Here is a 16,472-nt window from a genome sequence, read left to right as displayed (position 1 = left end):
ATCCTCACTTTAACTGCCTGTATTCAAGCTCACCATCTCTTGTGCAACACCCGTTACAACAGCCAATGTATGCTTACTTTTTGAACCATATGCGATTGTCGTGTTCATTTGCATCATGTTGCATGAAATTCCAGCTGTATAACTAAACTTACGTGGACATTGCAAATCATGTGCACCCGTATTTAAGTTTATTAGCAGGCTTTTTGTTTTACCACCAAGAGCCAAATCAACCCCACCAAGAGGAATCTCTACTGGCGTTAGAAAAAAACGACTATTACCACCTCTTAGCGCTTCTGTAGCCATCGTTTTTTGTACTTCTCCCATCAAGGTATTATCTGCAATTTCGCGCTCTTGAGCAGCATTTGTGATTTTAATATCTATGCTACTGCTGCTCATTAAAGTCACCGCTATCCCAGTGACAGCAATCACCATTATAAGCGCGACGATTAATACAACTCCCTGCTGGTGGGTCCTACTTGTATTTAAATATTCCATAAATTTGCTCCCACATTGTTCAACCGTATTGTGGTTGTAAATAAAGTTCGACGGAAATGATCTGATTTGCTAATAATTCGTTGATCAGCATCTTCCCCCATCGTATACACTTGACTTTTTAATTTAAGACCATAGTCTGGTAATAATGAACGTACTAAAATAAAGACCTGAACAGTTAGAATTCCCTGACGATTTTCCCAATCTGATGCGGTCATATTTTTAATACTTTTGTAAGTATCAACACGGTTATTACTTGTCGTATCTAAGCCAAATACAAAACGCATATTTTCAACGCCTTCCATCACTGTTTCTGTGATCATACCGCCACTGGGGGTGAGCCTTTTACGCATAAGCACTGGTACACTAATTGACTGTTTATTAATTTCATATGTTTGATTCGCAACATAATAAACATGATGCCCATATGGCCAAACGCTAGCATTACCATTAATGCTGTTTTTATCAATAGGTCCACGTCGAAACTCGGCCTTTTCTTGTTGGGCAATAAAGTAATATTGCTTGTTAGTACTATCATCAGGCTGTACCTGACGTCCTTCTAAATATTTAACTTGTAATATATCTGAGACAGGATCAAAATTTGCATTTTTAATACAACTTAATTGCAAAGCACTTGTTGCTTCTACAGCAAAAACAGATCGAAAATTAGTATTGCTATTATCTGGAAAACTACCGTTATTCTGGCCGCTAAAACAATCACTTGTAGGATTAGGAAGAGTTACCGTATTATCATCTGTAAATCCATCTTCATAAAATGTTCCCCAAAATCCTATTTGTTCAATATCACGTTTCATTATTGATAATGCTAATCGACCCGACTCCTGAAGCTCACCAATTACCATTGTGTCTTTTGTTGTTGATTTCATGCCAACATACAAAAACATCACTCCGCCTAAAATCAATCCACCAATAAAAAGGGAGATCATTATTTCGATCAACGTAAATCCATGCTGCTTCATATTTAGCTCCGTATATAAATAAAGCTGTTTATAACGACTAAGCGCCGCTTTTTATCATTCGCCCCGCACTTTTTCCCTTGTGTACTCCCAGTGGCTGTCATTTCTTGACGCCCTTGCCAACTTATTATTACTTCAATATTAAATTGCTTACCTTTTGTATTCGCCATCATTTGTGGATCAATACATACTGTGGCGTCATCTAAAGTACCTGTATTTTCTCTTGCTTGAATAGCGCGCTTCCATTGCTCGAAATCTAGTGCCGCGATCTGCGCAGCACTACAAGCCCCCGTAAAGCATTGAGAGTTAGAGTTTAATGCCGTTTTACTCGTAAAATCTTTTTTATATAAAGCCCCAATTTGGGGCACATCGTTAGCTCTGATACGTTGAATAATATCGTTTCCTAATGCCACAGCAGCGGCACGTTGCATTGAATCAAAACTCGCTTTTTTAGCCGTCGCTTGTAATGCCACAGCACCAAGTAAACCAAAGCTTAAGATTACGAAAGCAATTAATACTTCAATAAGTGTAAACCCTCGTAGAGATGAAGGGTGTGCTGAGCCCATAAGTATGCCTAATAAAAAATATCGTACGATAAGAATAATCTAACAAGGAGGGAATACAAGAAGGGTTAGGATGAAAGGTTATTTTTGTTGATAAACGGTTAACGCTATTTGCAATGAGTAACCTAAAGTTGCTCTTTTACCACTTTGTAAGCTCGCCGACTTACGGGTAGTAAATGAGTGCAATTTTTAAGCTCCACTACATGGCTACCATCTTCAGCTTTTTTCAATGCATGCAACTGCGATCGATTAATCAATATCTTACGGTGGATCTGTAAAAGTTCCACGGGAAAGTCTGATACTAGCTGCTTCAAGCTTTGCTCGATGATTGCCTCCCCGTCATCAAAAATAATCCGTGTATATTTCTCTTCAGAAATAATGTAATAAACTTTTTCCAACGCTATTACTCGACTAACCCCCGCTAACTGGTAACTTATTGTCGCTGTTTTTTTCTTTTGCATATGAGCTCGAGTTACTCGTCCTATTTGCTCTAGCGTTTTCGCTAAATTTTGCTCAGTCACTGGTTTCACAAGATATCCTGCAGCTGATAGCTGTAATGCCTCTAGCGCATGTTCAGGATGAGCCGTCACAAATACTATCGCTGGCGGTACAGCGAGTAGGTTAAGCTCGTTTGCAACTTCTAAACCATTTAATCCGGGCATATCGACATCCAAAAAAACTAAGTCAGCAACCCACGACTGCATCAATTCTAATGCTTGCGTACCGTTACTTGCTTCTCGGTGACTGCTTAAATCGGGGTATATAGCAAGTAAGCGCTTTAGACGTGAGCGAGCCAATGCTTCATCATCAACGATTAATACTTTCATGGGAAACCCTTTAAGTCTAATACATGCCTAGGCAAAACGAGTTTCACTCGAAAAGTGTCATTGCGTGTTGTAACTACCAACTTTCCTTTCCCTTGATAATAAATGTCTAACCGTTGACGAATGTTCTCCAGCGCCATACCATTCCCAGGACGTTTATTCACACCTTCAAAAATAGGGTTTGATACCAAAATAGTCAACGATTGAGTGCTAAGCAACAACTCTATATTGATTACAGCCCCTGTTACTGAAGGTTCAACTCCATGGCACACGGCATTTTCAATCAAAGGTTGCAATGTTAAACATGGTATTTTCAGCGCAGGTAACTGCTGAGGGATATGCCAATTTACTTGTAAGCGCTCTGAAAACCGCCAAGTTTCCAAAGCTATATACTGTTTTGTTAGATTAATTTCATCTTCTAATAAAGTGCTTTTTCCGACTTTCATCGCAGCTTGCGATAAAGCAGCCAAGGCCAGAATTGCTTGCTCTGCAGCTAATGGATCATAATGGGTCAATTCGGCTGCTGTATTTAAACTATTATATAAAAAGTGTGGACGAATACGTGCCTGCAATGCATCAAGTTCAGCTCTCGCTAATGCATTGGTTTGCTGTTCTTTTTCATAGTGGATAATTAAAAATTGAATAAACAATGCTGCAACTAAAAATACCATTAGTAGGTTTTTTAATAAAAACTCGTAGGGGTTTTGCAGCGCAATATAATCATTTGTAAACTCAGTAAAAAGCAGACTAAACAAAGCGGTAGTTAATAATAAAGATGCCATTAATGCACATAACTGAGGTGTTTGATTTAGTCTTTGAAGCCGTTTACGTAAAAGATAAAGCCAAGTAAGGCTAAATAAAAAGGTGAGATGTAAAAAAAGGCTAATAGCCCCTAAACGAATCCAAATTGCATCAGCCGTCGCTGGAGCAAACGCTAAAATAGTCGCTATAACTTGTCCTACAACAAGTGTAGCCAGTACTCCACGCTCTTTAAAAAGAGCCGCAAAAAGCAAAACATTGGGTTGCAATTGTTTGCTCATCCGGCTCTCCTTTAAAGGTTGTTATAGGCTTAACGCAATTCAACCGGTACTGCAAAGACAATATTCTCTTCTTCGCCCGGGTTTTCAATAACCTGTTTACCACCAAGTTCTTTTAAGCAGTTTATTACTTGTTGCACAAGAACCTCAGGGGCTGAAGCACCCGCTGTTACACCCACCGCATTTGCCTTTTCAAACCAATGCTTTTCAACATTACTTGCATCATCAATTAAATAAGCGGTTGTGCCCATTTTATCTGCAAGTTCACGTAAGCGGTTGGAGTTAGAACTATTTTTTGCACCAACAACGAGCAATACGTCTACTTTATCTGCCAAGTCACGAACAGCATCTTGACGGTTTTGTGTCGCATAACAAATATCGTCTTTTCGTGGACCATTAATTGCGGGATACTTTGCGCGCAAAGCATCAATTACATCAGCAGTATCATCCACTGATAATGTCGTTTGGCTGCAATAAAATAAATTGTTAGGGTTTTTAACATTAAGATTAGCAACATCATCAGTCGTTTCGACTAAATAAATACCGCCATCGTCATTATCGTATTGCCCCATTGTTCCCTCAACTTCAGGGTGGCCATGATGACCTATCAAAATACACTCAATACCCTTACGGCTTGCGCGCGTAACTTCCATGTGTACCTTGGTAACTAGCGGGCAAGTGGCATCAAAAACTTTTAGCTCTCTGCGCTTTGCTTCGCTGCGAACAGCTTGAGACACACCATGCGCACTAAAAATAACAATGCTATCGTCTGGCACTTGATCTAGCTCTTCAACAAATACCGCACCACGTCTTTTAAGGCCGTCAACAACATAACGGTTATGTACAACTTCGTGGCGAACGTAAATTGGCTTTTCAAAGATATCTAACGCACGCTCTACGATACTAATTGCTCGATCTACACCGGCACAAAAACCACGTGGATTTGCTAAAAGAATATCCATTAGCCATTTACCTCTAAAATTTCTACTTCAAAGGTTAATCGCTGACCCGCTAGAGGGTGGTTAAAGTCAATTGTTACTGACTCCCCCTGCACTTCACGCACAAGCCCTGGTAACTCTGTACCATCAGGTTGCGTAAAAGCAATAATTGAACCGACTTTTGCAGGTGTCTCTGGGCCAAATTTACTGCGATCAACGTAATAAATGTTATCAGGGTTAGGCTGCCCAAATGCATCTTCTGGTTCAAGTTCAAATGATTTGCTCTCACCTGATGCCAAACCAAATAAACATTTTTCAAAGTTTGCCGTTAAGCTACCATCGCCCATAACAAGCTTTGCGGGCTTATTATGAACTTTGGTTGAATCAGCTGCTGAGCCATCAGACAATTTAATCGAAAAATGAAATATCACTTGTGAGTTTTCACCAATCACCGATTGACTCATGCTTTTTGCTCCTTTGGACTTTCGCCTGTAAAGGCATCATATAATAGTAGCGCTGCACCTACACAAATTGCACTGTCGGCAATGTTGAACGCTGGAAAATCCCAGTTTTGGTAGTAAAAATGAAGAAAGTCAATTACATAGCCATATGTCATACGGTCATATAAGTTACCTATCGCTCCTGCTAATACTAACGAATAAGCACCGCACAATACTTTATTAGTGGCTGGTAGACGTTTTAACCACCAAATAAGTAATACACTAATTGATATAGCTATAATGCTTAAAAACCAACGCTGCCAACCACCCGCTTCACTTAAGAAGCTAAATGCCGCGCCATAGTTATGGACATACGTTAGATTAAAAAAAGGCAAAATATCAATCGAATCATATAGATTCATGGTTTTAACAACCAGTGTTTTGCTGGCAAAGTCTGCTACTAAAAGTAGCAAACTTAACCAAAGCCACACTAAACCACTTTTTTGGGCTAGTTTGCTCACTTAAAACTCCTATGCGAACTGGCGCTTTTCACCTTCGCCATTTACGTTACTCACGCAACGACCACAAATTTCAGGGTGTTCTGGATCAGTCCCTACATCATCACAGTAATGCCAACAACGCTCACACTTTTTAGCATCTGTCGCTGAAACGCTAATATACAAGCCTTCAATTTCTGTTGCTTGAGTGCCATCTGGTTGGGCATCAACAGCCGTTACAGTTACCTGTGAGGTCAAAAATACAAAGCGTAGTTCATCACCAAGTGCTAATAGCTTATTTGTAAGTTCTGTACTTGCATATAAAGCGACATTAGCTTGTAATGTTGCACCGATAACTTCTTCTTTACGTGCACCTTCAAGAACGCGGTTTACTTCATCACGTACTGTTAGAATTGTTAACCAATCATCATTACTAAATTGACCTTCACTAACAGCCTTTAAGCCATCATACCAAACTGATGTAAATACATATTGATCACGTTCACCTGGTAACGCTTCCCAAATTTCTTGCGCTGTAAAACTCATGATTGGCGCCATCCAGCGCGTCATTGCTTCGGCAATATGATACAAAGCAGTTTGACACGAACGACGTGCATGACTATCGCTCTTCGCTGTATATTGGCGATCTTTGATTACGTCTAAATAGAAAGAGCCAAGTTCACCAGTACAGAAGTTCATTAGCTTTTGCGTCACTTGTAGCATTTGGTAGCTATCGTACGCGGCTAAAATTTCATCTTGTAACTGTGCTGCACGACCAACAATCCAACGATCAAGCTCAACCATATCATCAATAGCAACTTGGTCAGTTTTAGGATCAAAACCACTTAGGTTGGCTAATAAATAACGGCTAGTATTACGAATACGACGGTAGCGATCAGCTGAACGTTTAAATATCTCATCTGATACCGTCATTTCTGCGGTGTAATCAGTTGAGGCAACCCATAAACGTAAAATATCTGCGCCTAGTTTGTTCATCACATTTTGTGGTGAAATAACATTACCTAATGATTTTGACATCTTACGGCCATTCTCATCTACGGTAAAACCATGAGTAAGCACTTGGCGATAAGGCGCATGTCCATTAATAGCAACTGACGTCATCATTGATGACATAAACCAACCACGGTGTTGATCTGAACCTTCAAGGTATAAATCTGCTGGGCCAACTAAATCTTCACGGGCATCAACAACACATGCGTGAGATACACCTGAGTCAAACCATACATCAAGTGTATCTTGCACTTTCATGTATTGCTGAGCATCAGCTTCGCCAAGCAATGTTGCAGGTTCTAAGTCATACCATGCTTGAATACCTGACTTTTCAACCAGCTGAGCTGCTTTTTCAATCAATGCTTGTGTATCTGGATGAAGCGCGCCAGTGTCTTTATCTACAAATAAAGCGATTGGTACGCCCCACGTACGTTGACGTGAAATACACCAGTCTGGGCGACCTTCAACCATGTTAGCAATACGGCTTTCGCCCCATTCAGGTAGCCACTGCGTGTTTTTAATCTCAGCCAATGAATCTTGACGTAAATTAGCCTGATCCATACTGACAAACCACTGCGGCGTAGCACGAAAAATTATTGGCGTTTTATGGCGCCAACAATGTGGGTAACTGTGCGTCAATGCATGATGATGCAATAAAGCATTACGTTCAGTCAGTACATCAACAACGCTCGCGTTTGCTTTAAATACGTGTTGGCCGGCAAATAACTCGGTATCAGGTAAATAAACACCATTTGCGCCTACTGGGTTCGCAACTTCTAAACCGTATTGTAAACCTGCCACGAAATCTTCTTGGCCGTGACCTGGTGCGGTATGAACAATACCAGTACCTGAATCAGTTGTTACATGTTCTGCGACAATGACTGGCACGTTAAAATCATAAAACGGATGAGCCACCTGTAAGTTTTCAAGCGCTGCACCTTTTACATAACCTAATACGTGGTAATGATTAAAGCCATATCGATCCATTGCATCTTTTACAAGTTCTGAGCCTAAAATCAAACGCTGCGTAGCGCCTTCATCATCAACTTGTACCAGTGCATATTCTAAATCAGCATGTACTGCAACCGCGCGGTTAGCTGGCAGTGTCCAAGGAGTTGTTGTCCAGATAGCCGTACTTACAGTGCCTGAGCCTTCATGCCCTTCGTTTAAATCAAAGGCATTAACAACGCCCGCTTGATCAACAAATTCAAAACGTACATCAATAGCCGGTGATTGTTTATCTTGGTACTCAACTTCTGCTTCAGCCAATGCTGAACCACAATCAGTACACCAATGCACAGGTTTAGCACCTTTGTGTAGATGACCTTTTTCGATAATGCGACCAAGCACACGGATGGCGTTGGCTTCAAAATCAAAATTCATCGTTAAATACGGTTTATCCCAATCAGCAAATACACCTAGGCGTTTAAAATCAACTTTTTGACCTTCAACTTGCTTTTTAGCGTAAGCACGACATTTTTCACGAAACTCAGCAGCCGTCACTTTCACACCCGGCTTACCAACTTTCTTCTCTACCATTAATTCAATTGGTAAACCATGACAGTCCCAACCTGGTACATAAGGCGCATCAAAATCAGATAACGTTTTTGATTTAACAATGATGTCTTTTAGAATTTTATTTACTGAATGGCCTAAATGAATATCGCCGTTTGCGTACGGAGGGCCGTCATGCAAAATAAAGGTTTTTTTACCTTTTTTAGCGTTGCGAATTTGACCATATAGGTCTTCTTCATACCATGTTTTAAGCATTTTTGGCTCACGTTGTGCCAAATTGCCGCGCATTGGAAACGTCGTTTCCGGTAAATTCAAAGTATGCTTGTAGTCGCTCATTAATCCTAGTTTCCGTATCGGCTACCTAATTTAAACCAAAACACTGTTTAGCGGCAGCAACATCAGTTGCTATTTGTACCGTCAATTGTGTTAATGTCTCGAATTTTTTCTCATCGCGAAGTTTTTCAATCAACTCCACGTGCATAAACTGTCCGTAAATATCTTGCGCAAAGTCGAACAAATGAACTTCTAATAATGCGCGTGTTCCATTAAATGTGGGTTTGTTGCCAATATTTGCAACCCCATACACTTTTTTATCGTTTAACGTTACTTGCACCGCAAATACCCCATTCACTGGGCATACTTGACGCTTTAATGCGATATTCGCAGTCCTAAAACCTAGCTCTCGCCCGCGTTTCCAGCCATGAATAACACGCCCTGATATTGCATAATCATGGCCTAACATCGCTTTAGCTTGCACTAACTGACCTTCAGCTAATGCTTGGCGGATCAAAGTGCTGCTTACTCTAGCATTTAATTGGCGAAAACTCGCGGTGCTTTTTACATCCATATGAGCCGCTTGACCCATTTTTGTCAGTAAATTAAAGTCACCTTGGCGTCTTTTCCCAAAGCGAAAATCATCGCCTACGGTTAACGCTTTAACGCCAAGCTTATTGATCAATATATCTGTCACAAATTGCTCAGCTTGCATATTGGCAAATTGTTGATTAAAACTAATGCAAATAACGCGTTCAACACCTAATTCCTTGAGCAAACGTAGTTTGTCTCGTAATCGTGTTAATCGAGCCGGCGCATTGTCTTTAGCAAAAAACTCTTGCGGCTGTGGTTCAAATAACATCACCGTGCTGGGCAAATTATATTTTTTAGCGTCATTGAGTAACCCATTGAGTACTTCAGCATGCCCTAAATGCACGCCATCGAAATTACCAATGGTCAACACACAGCCGTAATGCTGCGTGCGAATATTGTGAATACCTCTAATTAACTCCATGCCAACTAATGCCTTTGTAAGCGTTATGTACCGAGTAAAATTTCACTTGGGTTACAGAATCATCAATTATACCCAAACCACCTCAAGATGCGAGTTTCAGTTGGTTATATAAATCGTTTTTTTTACTTCATTAAAGCGTTGTAACACTTTTTATCGTTTTCAATCGTACACCGAACAAAAACAAGGTCAAAAAATACACGAACCCAGCAAGTACCAATAAACCACCTAATAAAATCACTTGCTCTGTGAAGTGCCATTGCTGCCACATAAATTGGATTGAGGTGTACCAAACAACAGCCCCCATAATCAATGCTCCTATGACACATTTAGTAAAAAACACTAAACTAAAACGAGAGAATTGATATACCTGCTCTTTGCTTAATTGGCGATACAGTAAATACGCATTACAGCTAGCGGACATTGATGTTGCCAACGCTAACCCTAAATAACCAATAAAAGGGGCTAGCATGATATTGAACACCATGTTCAATACTAAGGTGATAATACCTATACGCACAGGGGTCTTGGTATCTTGGCGAGCATAAAAACCGGGCGCTAACACTTTAATTAGCATAAAACTAACGAGCCCGACCGAGTAAGCCATAACACCGAAACTTACAGCCTGAACATGGTCAATATTGTCATCTTTAAATGCACCATGATCAAATAAAACCGAAATGATCAACGGACTGATAATCATCAGGCCAACCATCGCTGGCAGCCCTAAAAATATCACAAACCGCACTCCCCAGTCTAAGGTGTGCTGAAAATCGCTGCCTTTATCACTACTATGTAATTTAGACAACGCAGGCAAAATAACCGTTGCGATACCAATCCCAAATAAACCCAACGGAAACTCAATTAATCTATCGGAGTAATACAACCAAGCGATTGATCCTGTCATCAACAAAGAAGCGATTACTGTATCTAGTAGTAAATTAATTTGACTAATAGATACACCAAATAATGCTGGCAACATCAACTTGCGTACTTTTTTTACATTTTCATCCTGCCATGCCCAGCGTGGTTTACTGAGCATTCTAGCTCGATACAAAAATGGCAATTGAAACAACAACTGCACCACCCCACCAACAAACACACCAATGGCAAGTGAATAGGCACCGACAGTAAACTTATCATGTAAAAAATATGCACATGTAATAATCGAAATATTCAATAAAACAGGTGTAAATGCAGCAACCGCAAAACGGTTATAAACATTCATTAACGCACCGCTAAGTGCAACAAGGCTAACAAAAAACAAGTAGGGAAACGTTAATTTTAGTAAGCTGCTCGCTAATTCAAACTTTTCAGCATCTGGGCCACCTTGCCACCAATCAATAAACCAACCAGTACCAAAAAGTCCGGCAATAATTGGCGATGCGATTACACCAATCATGGTGACGATCAGTAAAATAGTCCCTAATGTCCCCGCTGCTTGGGCGACAAAAAGACGAACTTTATCATCACCTTGTTGTTCTTTTATTTCAGATAATACCGGCACAAACGCTTGAGCAAATGCGCCTTCAGCAAATAAACGTCGTAAAAAATTTGGGATGCGATTAGCGAATAAAAAAACGTCGGCTGCGGCTCCAGCTCCCAATAAGTTGGCTACCACCGCATCTCGCACTAATCCTAAAATACGCGATATCATTGTCATTGCACTTACAATCATACCAGAACGAAATAATCCTTTTGCCACCTTAAACTCGCTGTAAAACAATTAAGAAAGGTAATTATGCCTAAAATCTACTGAAAGCACTAGGCTGAGACCACGGGCTTTGTTACAATAGCGATATTAACTGCTAGAGCGGCAACAAATTGATGTTCGTTATTAAGGAGCAGTTTTTCTTGTTATGTCAATTTTTTATTGACATTCATGATTAAAAAAGGCATATTCCACGGCCTTTAAATTAAGCTTATTTTTAAGATTGTTAGGAGCAAACCTTGGCTAACATCAAGTCTGCAAAAAAACGCGCTATCACTAGCGAAAAGAACCGTCAACACAACGCAAGCCGTCGTTCAATGATGCGTACATACTTCAAAAAAGTACTTGTTGCTATTGAAGCTGGCGACAAGGAAGCTGCACAGCAAGCTTTCGCTGTTGCAACACCTATTTTAGACCGTTACGCAACTAAAGGTCTAATTCACAAAAATAAAGCAGCTCGTCATAAGAGCCGCATAGCAGCTAAGATTAAAGCGCTATAATTTATTTTTGCTAGAATATAAAAAACCGGCCTCGGCCGGTTTTTTTATATCTATTTTCTATGGCGCTGAAAAAATAACTCAATAATTTTTAACGCAGCCTAAAGAGTTATTTAATTCACTAGATAATTTGTTATGCGTAATTTTGATATGACTTTAGATTAGGCTATGACTAATTCAGGGTAAAACTTTTTCAACATTGCGGCTATTTTTTTCGGTGTAAATGGTTTTACAACAAACCCTTTAGCGCCTTTATCAATCGCATCTTTTACATTCTCTACCGTAGAATGAGCTGAAACCATCACCACATTTGTCTCAGGATTTATATCGTTTATTTGCGCGATAAGTTCTTTTCCATCGCCATCTGGTAATTCGATATCTAAAAATATAATGTTGTAACTCGCTGCATTACACGCGCTAATGCACTGCGCTGCTGTCGATGCTTCCCTAACGTTTTCAATACCTAAATGCATTAAAGTTTGATTTAAAAAGCTACGTACAGTGCCTACATCGTCCACTATCAAGATTGAAAGCTGCGTATTCATGGTTGATCCCCGTAGGTTATGAACTAGGTTTAAGTTATTATACTTGGGTATATACCTAATAACTTATTTCATTTTATAATCTCATTATAGAGAGCTCTGCTTAAAAGGCCAGATTTGCTTTATGTCTAACAATCAAAAAAAACAATCCTTACTTGGAAAAACACCACAAAGAAGAAAACCGACAACTGCATCAAAAAAAAAGGGGACCAGTCAGCTTCCTAGCTTAATCCAAAGTGTAGATGAGCAACAAATTACAATTGGGGCTAACAACAAAAAAACGAAAGCTAAACTTATTATTACTGGTGTAATTTTACTAATCGCTGTCAGTGTACCTAAGCCACAATTAATAACGTATGAAAAGTTAGGCCTAGTGACGCAAAGTGTTTACTGGCCTGGTATGTTTGGTTACGGTGCCACACTTTTTGATTCAAGCTTGCAGCCTCAAGCCGATCTAACCCAAAACAGCCTTTACTTGTGTCGAAATATGAAGCAGCCTGATAGCTGTCAAAAATATCGAATAACCGAAAATGCAGGCTTTTTTGCTGCGCTCAAAAAGCTAATGATGGATTAAAAAAACTAATCCGAAAAAATAAATTTACTTGGTTGAAAGGTGCGCAAAAACTCACCATAATGGCGCTCCTTTTTTCAACACATGAACAACGATAAAACCATGCTAAACGAGCTTGATTGGCTTTTAAACTTTATACTGTTAGCCCTAGGATTAGGGGCATTTTTTATTAACCAACTAACAATATTACGCGTTGCGGCGATTAGCGCCTGCGTTTTACTGTTTTTATCATTTAGTTTAGACCTAATGTCGTCAAGTGTGATCTCAAACATGAGCCTTGTGTTGATTAATACATTTTATTTGTTCAAAGTTTATACCTTTGGTCAATTAAATGTGACGCCTAATTAATATATCCCCCAAGATAATTTTATATGCCTTACTTGGTTTTACTGAGTGAGGTATTTTTTTGTCTAAACTTATTAGCAAAGAAATAACTCGCTTGCACAATAATGCATTAATAAGCTTGTAAAAAAGGAAGGGAGTAAAAACCGAGCACTATGTAAGAAGGATTGACTCGGCTTAGTGATTACTTTTATTTAACTTGGCTTGTTGATTGTTGAGGTTGTTCATCAGTATTAGCTTGGTTAAACCATGCTGACACTCCCATTAGAACAATAGACACCACAATAACACTGAGTTTTACGCCACCTTGATGTTGTTTCATTATAAACCTTATTATTGTTTTTATTATAAATCGTACGCGTTATAGATTAGCTAAAATTACAAGTGTTAACAATATGTATTTTGCGTTAATTACTTAGATTTTAATAACCTTTTGTTCTATCAACTTGATGATTTAAATCTAGGCCTAATTTTAAACGCTCTACATTTTGTGCAATTTGAGTCGTCACACTATCAAGATCTGACAACGCTGCACAATGTGGTGTTAGTGTGATTTTAGGGTGTTGCCAAAATGGGTGTTCATCACCTAATGGTTCTTGTGTAAATACATCCAAGGTAGCCGCGCGCAATTGCTGTTGGTCTAATGCATGTAGTAGGTCTTTTTCAACCACATGCTGTCCCCTAGATACATTTATTAATACTGCATGTGGTGGTAAATGCGCTAAAAGATTACGGTCTATAATACCTTTTGTTTGTGGTGTTAAAGGCAATAAACACACTAAGTAATCTGCTTTATTGAGTAAATTAGGCAATGCTGCTTGCTGATGTATACAGTTAACATCAGCCATACTTTTTGCGCTTTGCGAAAACGCGCTTACACTAAAGTTATTTATTAAAAGACGTGTTGCGCATGCTTGACCTAACTCACCAAATCCTAAAATAACAACATGCTTATCGCGATAGCTTCGCTTTGGGCACCATTGGTTATCTTGCTGTTTTAATATGTACTCTTTTAAGCGCAGTTTATGCGCCAAAATATGGGCTAATACATACTCAGCCATGTCATGAGCCAAGTTTTCATCAACAATACGTGTAACAACAACATTTTTAGGTAATACATTTAAATCGATGCTGTCTATTCCTGCCCCAAATGATGAAACAGCTTTTAAATTTGGTAGTTGTACCCACATATCTTCAGGGGCAAGCCAGGCAAGAACAAATTCAATATCATTTAAATTATCACAATGTGGCCACTGCGAAATTTTTACATCTGGTAGCTTAGCCTCCAATGCAGTCATTATTTTACTGCAATCACGCCCGCTAATAGCGACAAGTACGCTCATAGAATGCCTATAATAAATAGTATATGTACAATAAGTATAACCTCTGCTGCAATATTTAATCTAATGAGATTCAATTTACGCACTTTAAAAAGTCACACAATTGCAACCTAACTGTCATCGCTTGCTTTTACTCTTTCAATATTGGTTTATCGCCAACATCAAACGAGGTAATAATGATCAGTGTTGATAAAGTAATCGCAGCAAATCTGCCACAACTAGAAAACTCACCTAAAGTTAAAAGTTTAGTTAAAAAAGGCTTAGGGTACTTACTACATGAGCAAGAGTTTGTAGCCTTTGGTGATGCTTACCCTCACTTACAAGGTATTGAGTTTGTAGAACAAGTGCTTGACGAATTAGACTTCGATACTCGCTATAAACCGAAACAAATTGAAAATATCCCCAGTGAAGGTAAATTAGTTATTGTCGCTAATCACCCTATTGGCTCGTTAGATGCGTTGGCATTAATTAAAGTGCTATCAAGCGTTCGCCAAGATTTAAAAGTCGTAGCCAATCGCATGTTGATGTCGGTAACCCCCATGCATTCGTTACTTTTGCCCGTCGATAATTTATCTGGGACAAGTAAAAAGCAAGAGCTTAGTAATATTCACCAACATTTAAAAAGTGAAGGTGCGCTATTGATCTTCCCAGCAGGTGAAGTATCTCGTTTAAGTCCAACAGGTATAAAAGACTGTAAGTGGAATAGTGGTTTTTTACGTATCGCTAAAAAAGCGAACAGCCCTATTTTACCTATTTTTATAAAAGCCAAAAATAGTTCGCTTTTTTATGGTACGTCAATGATTTACAAACCGCTCGCGAGTCTACTACTTGTCAAAGAAATGTTTAAGCAGCGTCAAAAATCATTAGAGTTTGAAATTGGTGCATCAATTCCTCCTGAATCTTACTTAATTGAAAACCTCAAAGACAAAGAGGTCGTTAATTTAATTCGTAAGCAACTCTATGCATTAACATCAAAAAAAATCTTACCGCTTAAAACTCAAACGCCTATCGCAACCTCGGAATGCCGTAAAGAGCTAAAAAAGGCCATAGAGAAATGCCAGCGACTTGGTACCACACAAGATGGGATGCAGATTTACTTGTATCAATATCAAGGCAGCTCACCTATTTTCAGAGAGCTTGGCCGTTTAAGAGAGATCTCTTTTAGAGCTGTGGGAGAAGGCAGTGGAAAACGCCGTGATATTGATAAATACGATATGGACTATCAACATTTAGTCTTGTGGGATAGCTCACAGCTTGAACTCGTCGGCGCATACCGTTTAGCCTGTGCGCAAGATATTATTGAAAAACATGGCCAAAAAGGCTTATACACCGATAGTTTATTTTCATACAGTGATGAAATGGCTCCCTACTTTAAGGCTGGCATAGAGCTTGGCAGAAGTTTCGTACAACCTAAATATTGGGGACGAAAAAGCCTCGATTATTTATGGAATGGCATAGGCGCATTCATAAATACCTACTCTCAGTACCGCTATCTATATGGTGCTGTTAGTGTGTCAAATACGCTCCCAGAGCAAGCTAAAGCGATGCTTGTTTATTACTATCAGCATTACTATGGTGCCAAGCAAACAATAGCCATACCTAATAATGAGTTTAAACTCACAGAGCAACAGCGACTCCAATGCGAAACGCTTTTTTGTGGTAATGATGTTAAAGAAGATTTTGTTGAGCTTAAGCATGTGCTCGCAAACATGGGTGCCCAAGTACCCACTTTATTTAAACAGTACACCGAACTATGTGAGCCTGGCGGCGTACAGTTTTTAAGTTTTAGTGTTGATCCTGATTTCAATAACTGCATTGATGGACTTGTATTAGTTGATCTTGAAAAAGTAAAAGAAGGCAAAGCCAAAAGATATTTAGGAAAGACCTAAG

18 protein-coding genes are annotated in these 16,472 nt (G+C 39.3%); 4 read left to right on the top strand and 14 right to left on the bottom strand.

Annotation, left to right across the window (positions count from 1 at the left end; translation table 11 throughout):
• Positions 1 to 9: 9 nt before the first annotated feature.
• The 11 genes from ADS77_RS05505 to murJ form a co-directional block, all read right to left on the bottom strand.
• Positions 10 to 495 carry a pilus assembly protein PilX gene (locus ADS77_RS05505; RefSeq protein WP_054205143.1) on the bottom strand — a complete coding sequence of 162 codons (486 nt, stop codon included), beginning with the start codon at positions 493 to 495 and terminating at the stop codon, positions 10 to 12.
• Positions 483 to 1,472 (bottom strand): PilW family protein, encoded by a 990-nt coding sequence (locus tag ADS77_RS05500; RefSeq protein WP_054205142.1) that lies wholly within the window; start codon positions 1,470 to 1,472, stop codon positions 483 to 485. Before ADS77_RS05500 ends, ADS77_RS05505 begins: the two co-directional genes overlap by 13 nt.
• Before the next feature lie 2 nt (positions 1,473 to 1,474).
• On the bottom strand, positions 1,475 to 2,035 hold the full coding sequence (gene pilV / locus ADS77_RS05495; protein WP_054205141.1) for a type IV pilus modification protein PilV: 561 nt from the start codon (positions 2,033 to 2,035) through the stop codon (positions 1,475 to 1,477).
• 122 nt (positions 2,036 to 2,157) lie between these two features.
• Positions 2,158 to 2,859, bottom strand: a complete 702-nt coding sequence (locus tag ADS77_RS05490) for a LytR/AlgR family response regulator transcription factor (protein ID WP_054205140.1) — start codon at positions 2,857 to 2,859, stop codon at positions 2,158 to 2,160.
• The gene (locus ADS77_RS05485; protein WP_054453315.1) at positions 2,856 to 3,896 is read right to left on the bottom strand and encodes a sensor histidine kinase; all 1,041 of its coding nucleotides are present in this window, start codon (positions 3,894 to 3,896) and stop codon (positions 2,856 to 2,858) included. The genes ADS77_RS05490 and ADS77_RS05485 overlap by 4 nt, the downstream gene beginning before the upstream one ends.
• A 29-nt stretch (positions 3,897 to 3,925) precedes the next feature.
• The gene (ispH, locus tag ADS77_RS05480; RefSeq protein WP_054205138.1) at positions 3,926 to 4,855 is read right to left on the bottom strand and encodes a 4-hydroxy-3-methylbut-2-enyl diphosphate reductase; all 930 of its coding nucleotides are present in this window, start codon (positions 4,853 to 4,855) and stop codon (positions 3,926 to 3,928) included.
• Positions 4,855 to 5,295, bottom strand: coding sequence for an FKBP-type peptidyl-prolyl cis-trans isomerase (fkpB, locus tag ADS77_RS05475; protein ID WP_054205137.1), 441 nt, complete (start codon positions 5,293 to 5,295; stop codon positions 4,855 to 4,857). Before fkpB ends, ispH begins: the two co-directional genes overlap by 1 nt.
• Entirely contained in the window at positions 5,292 to 5,792 is a 501-nt protein-coding gene (lspA, locus tag ADS77_RS05470) for a signal peptidase II (RefSeq protein WP_054205136.1), read from the bottom strand. The genes fkpB and lspA overlap by 4 nt, the downstream gene beginning before the upstream one ends.
• Before the next feature lie 9 nt (positions 5,793 to 5,801).
• Positions 5,802 to 8,630: an isoleucine--tRNA ligase gene (gene ileS, locus ADS77_RS05465; RefSeq protein WP_054453312.1), complete on the bottom strand. Its 2,829-nt coding sequence runs from the start codon at positions 8,628 to 8,630 to the stop codon at positions 5,802 to 5,804.
• A 25-nt stretch (positions 8,631 to 8,655) separates the two neighbouring features.
• A complete protein-coding gene (gene ribF, locus ADS77_RS05460; protein ID WP_054205134.1) occupies positions 8,656 to 9,582 on the bottom strand; it encodes a bifunctional riboflavin kinase/FAD synthetase in 927 nt (308 codons plus the stop codon).
• A gap of 130 nt (positions 9,583 to 9,712) precedes the next feature.
• On the bottom strand, positions 9,713 to 11,242 hold the full coding sequence (gene murJ, locus ADS77_RS05455; RefSeq protein ID WP_054453355.1) for a murein biosynthesis integral membrane protein MurJ: 1,530 nt from the start codon (positions 11,240 to 11,242) through the stop codon (positions 9,713 to 9,715).
• Between the two features lie 287 nt (positions 11,243 to 11,529).
• On the opposite strand from murJ, the gene rpsT reads away from it, so the two are divergent.
• Positions 11,530 to 11,790: a 30S ribosomal protein S20 gene (rpsT, locus tag ADS77_RS05450; protein WP_054205133.1), complete on the top strand. Its 261-nt coding sequence runs from the start codon at positions 11,530 to 11,532 to the stop codon at positions 11,788 to 11,790.
• A gap of 158 nt (positions 11,791 to 11,948) precedes the next feature.
• On the opposite strand, the gene ADS77_RS05445 is transcribed toward rpsT, so the two are convergent.
• Entirely contained in the window at positions 11,949 to 12,332 is a 384-nt protein-coding gene (locus ADS77_RS05445) for a response regulator (RefSeq protein WP_054205132.1), read from the bottom strand.
• 121 nt (positions 12,333 to 12,453) lie between these two features.
• On the opposite strand from ADS77_RS05445, the gene ADS77_RS05440 reads away from it, so the two are divergent.
• Positions 12,454 to 12,903, top strand: a complete 450-nt coding sequence (locus ADS77_RS05440; RefSeq protein WP_054453310.1) for a hypothetical protein — start codon at positions 12,454 to 12,456, stop codon at positions 12,901 to 12,903.
• 99 nt (positions 12,904 to 13,002) lie between these two features.
• A complete protein-coding gene (locus ADS77_RS22635; protein ID WP_054205204.1) occupies positions 13,003 to 13,248 on the top strand; it encodes a hypothetical protein in 246 nt (81 codons plus the stop codon).
• 184 nt (positions 13,249 to 13,432) lie between these two features.
• Here ADS77_RS22635 and ADS77_RS22860 read toward each other — a convergent pair whose 3' ends face one another.
• Entirely contained in the window at positions 13,433 to 13,564 is a 132-nt protein-coding gene (locus ADS77_RS22860) for a hypothetical protein (RefSeq protein WP_268794831.1), read from the bottom strand.
• A gap of 100 nt (positions 13,565 to 13,664) precedes the next feature.
• Positions 13,665 to 14,585 carry a 2-hydroxyacid dehydrogenase gene (locus ADS77_RS05430; protein WP_054205130.1) on the bottom strand — a complete coding sequence of 307 codons (921 nt, stop codon included), beginning with the start codon at positions 14,583 to 14,585 and terminating at the stop codon, positions 13,665 to 13,667.
• Between the two features lie 173 nt (positions 14,586 to 14,758).
• Between ADS77_RS05430 and ADS77_RS05425 the strand changes: the two genes are divergently transcribed.
• On the top strand, positions 14,759 to 16,471 hold the full coding sequence (locus tag ADS77_RS05425; protein WP_054205129.1) for a GNAT family N-acyltransferase: 1,713 nt from the start codon (positions 14,759 to 14,761) through the stop codon (positions 16,469 to 16,471).
• The last annotated feature ends 1 nt before the right edge of the window (position 16,472 follow it).

It is taken from the genome of Pseudoalteromonas porphyrae, from assembly GCF_001298125.1.
GTDB lineage: Bacteria > Pseudomonadota > Gammaproteobacteria > Enterobacterales > Alteromonadaceae > Pseudoalteromonas > Pseudoalteromonas neustonica.
The sequence above is the reverse complement of the archived record's forward strand: the minus strand, read 5'-3'. Positions and strand labels throughout refer to the sequence as shown.

Excerpts from the sequence above, each read along its gene's own strand:
- murJ (WP_054453355.1), bottom strand. The coding sequence starts at position 11,242 with ATGACAATGATATCGCGTATTTTAGGATTAGTGCGAGATGCGGTGGTA.
- ADS77_RS05490 (WP_054205140.1), bottom strand. The coding sequence starts at position 2,859 with ATGAAAGTATTAATCGTTGATGATGAAGCATTGGCTCGCTCACGTCTA.
- ADS77_RS05485 (WP_054453315.1), bottom strand. The coding sequence starts at position 3,896 with ATGAGCAAACAATTGCAACCCAATGTTTTGCTTTTTGCGGCTCTTTTT.
- ADS77_RS05440 (WP_054453310.1), top strand. The coding sequence starts at position 12,454 with ATGTCTAACAATCAAAAAAAACAATCCTTACTTGGAAAAACACCACAA.
- ADS77_RS22635 (WP_054205204.1), top strand. The coding sequence starts at position 13,003 with ATGCTAAACGAGCTTGATTGGCTTTTAAACTTTATACTGTTAGCCCTA.
- ADS77_RS05500 (WP_054205142.1), bottom strand. The coding sequence starts at position 1,472 with ATGAAGCAGCATGGATTTACGTTGATCGAAATAATGATCTCCCTTTTT.
- pilV (WP_054205141.1), bottom strand. The coding sequence starts at position 2,035 with ATGGGCTCAGCACACCCTTCATCTCTACGAGGGTTTACACTTATTGAA.
- ispH (WP_054205138.1), bottom strand. The coding sequence starts at position 4,855 with ATGGATATTCTTTTAGCAAATCCACGTGGTTTTTGTGCCGGTGTAGAT.
- ribF (WP_054205134.1), bottom strand. The coding sequence starts at position 9,582 with ATGGAGTTAATTAGAGGTATTCACAATATTCGCACGCAGCATTACGGC.
- ADS77_RS05425 (WP_054205129.1), top strand. The coding sequence starts at position 14,759 with ATGATCAGTGTTGATAAAGTAATCGCAGCAAATCTGCCACAACTAGAA.
- fkpB (WP_054205137.1), bottom strand. The coding sequence starts at position 5,295 with ATGAGTCAATCGGTGATTGGTGAAAACTCACAAGTGATATTTCATTTT.
- ADS77_RS05505 (WP_054205143.1), bottom strand. The coding sequence starts at position 495 with ATGGAATATTTAAATACAAGTAGGACCCACCAGCAGGGAGTTGTATTA.
- ADS77_RS22860 (WP_268794831.1), bottom strand. The coding sequence starts at position 13,564 with ATGAAACAACATCAAGGTGGCGTAAAACTCAGTGTTATTGTGGTGTCT.
- ADS77_RS05430 (WP_054205130.1), bottom strand. The coding sequence starts at position 14,585 with ATGAGCGTACTTGTCGCTATTAGCGGGCGTGATTGCAGTAAAATAATG.
- ileS (WP_054453312.1), bottom strand. The coding sequence starts at position 8,630 with ATGAGCGACTACAAGCATACTTTGAATTTACCGGAAACGACGTTTCCA.
- ADS77_RS05445 (WP_054205132.1), bottom strand. The coding sequence starts at position 12,332 with ATGAATACGCAGCTTTCAATCTTGATAGTGGACGATGTAGGCACTGTA.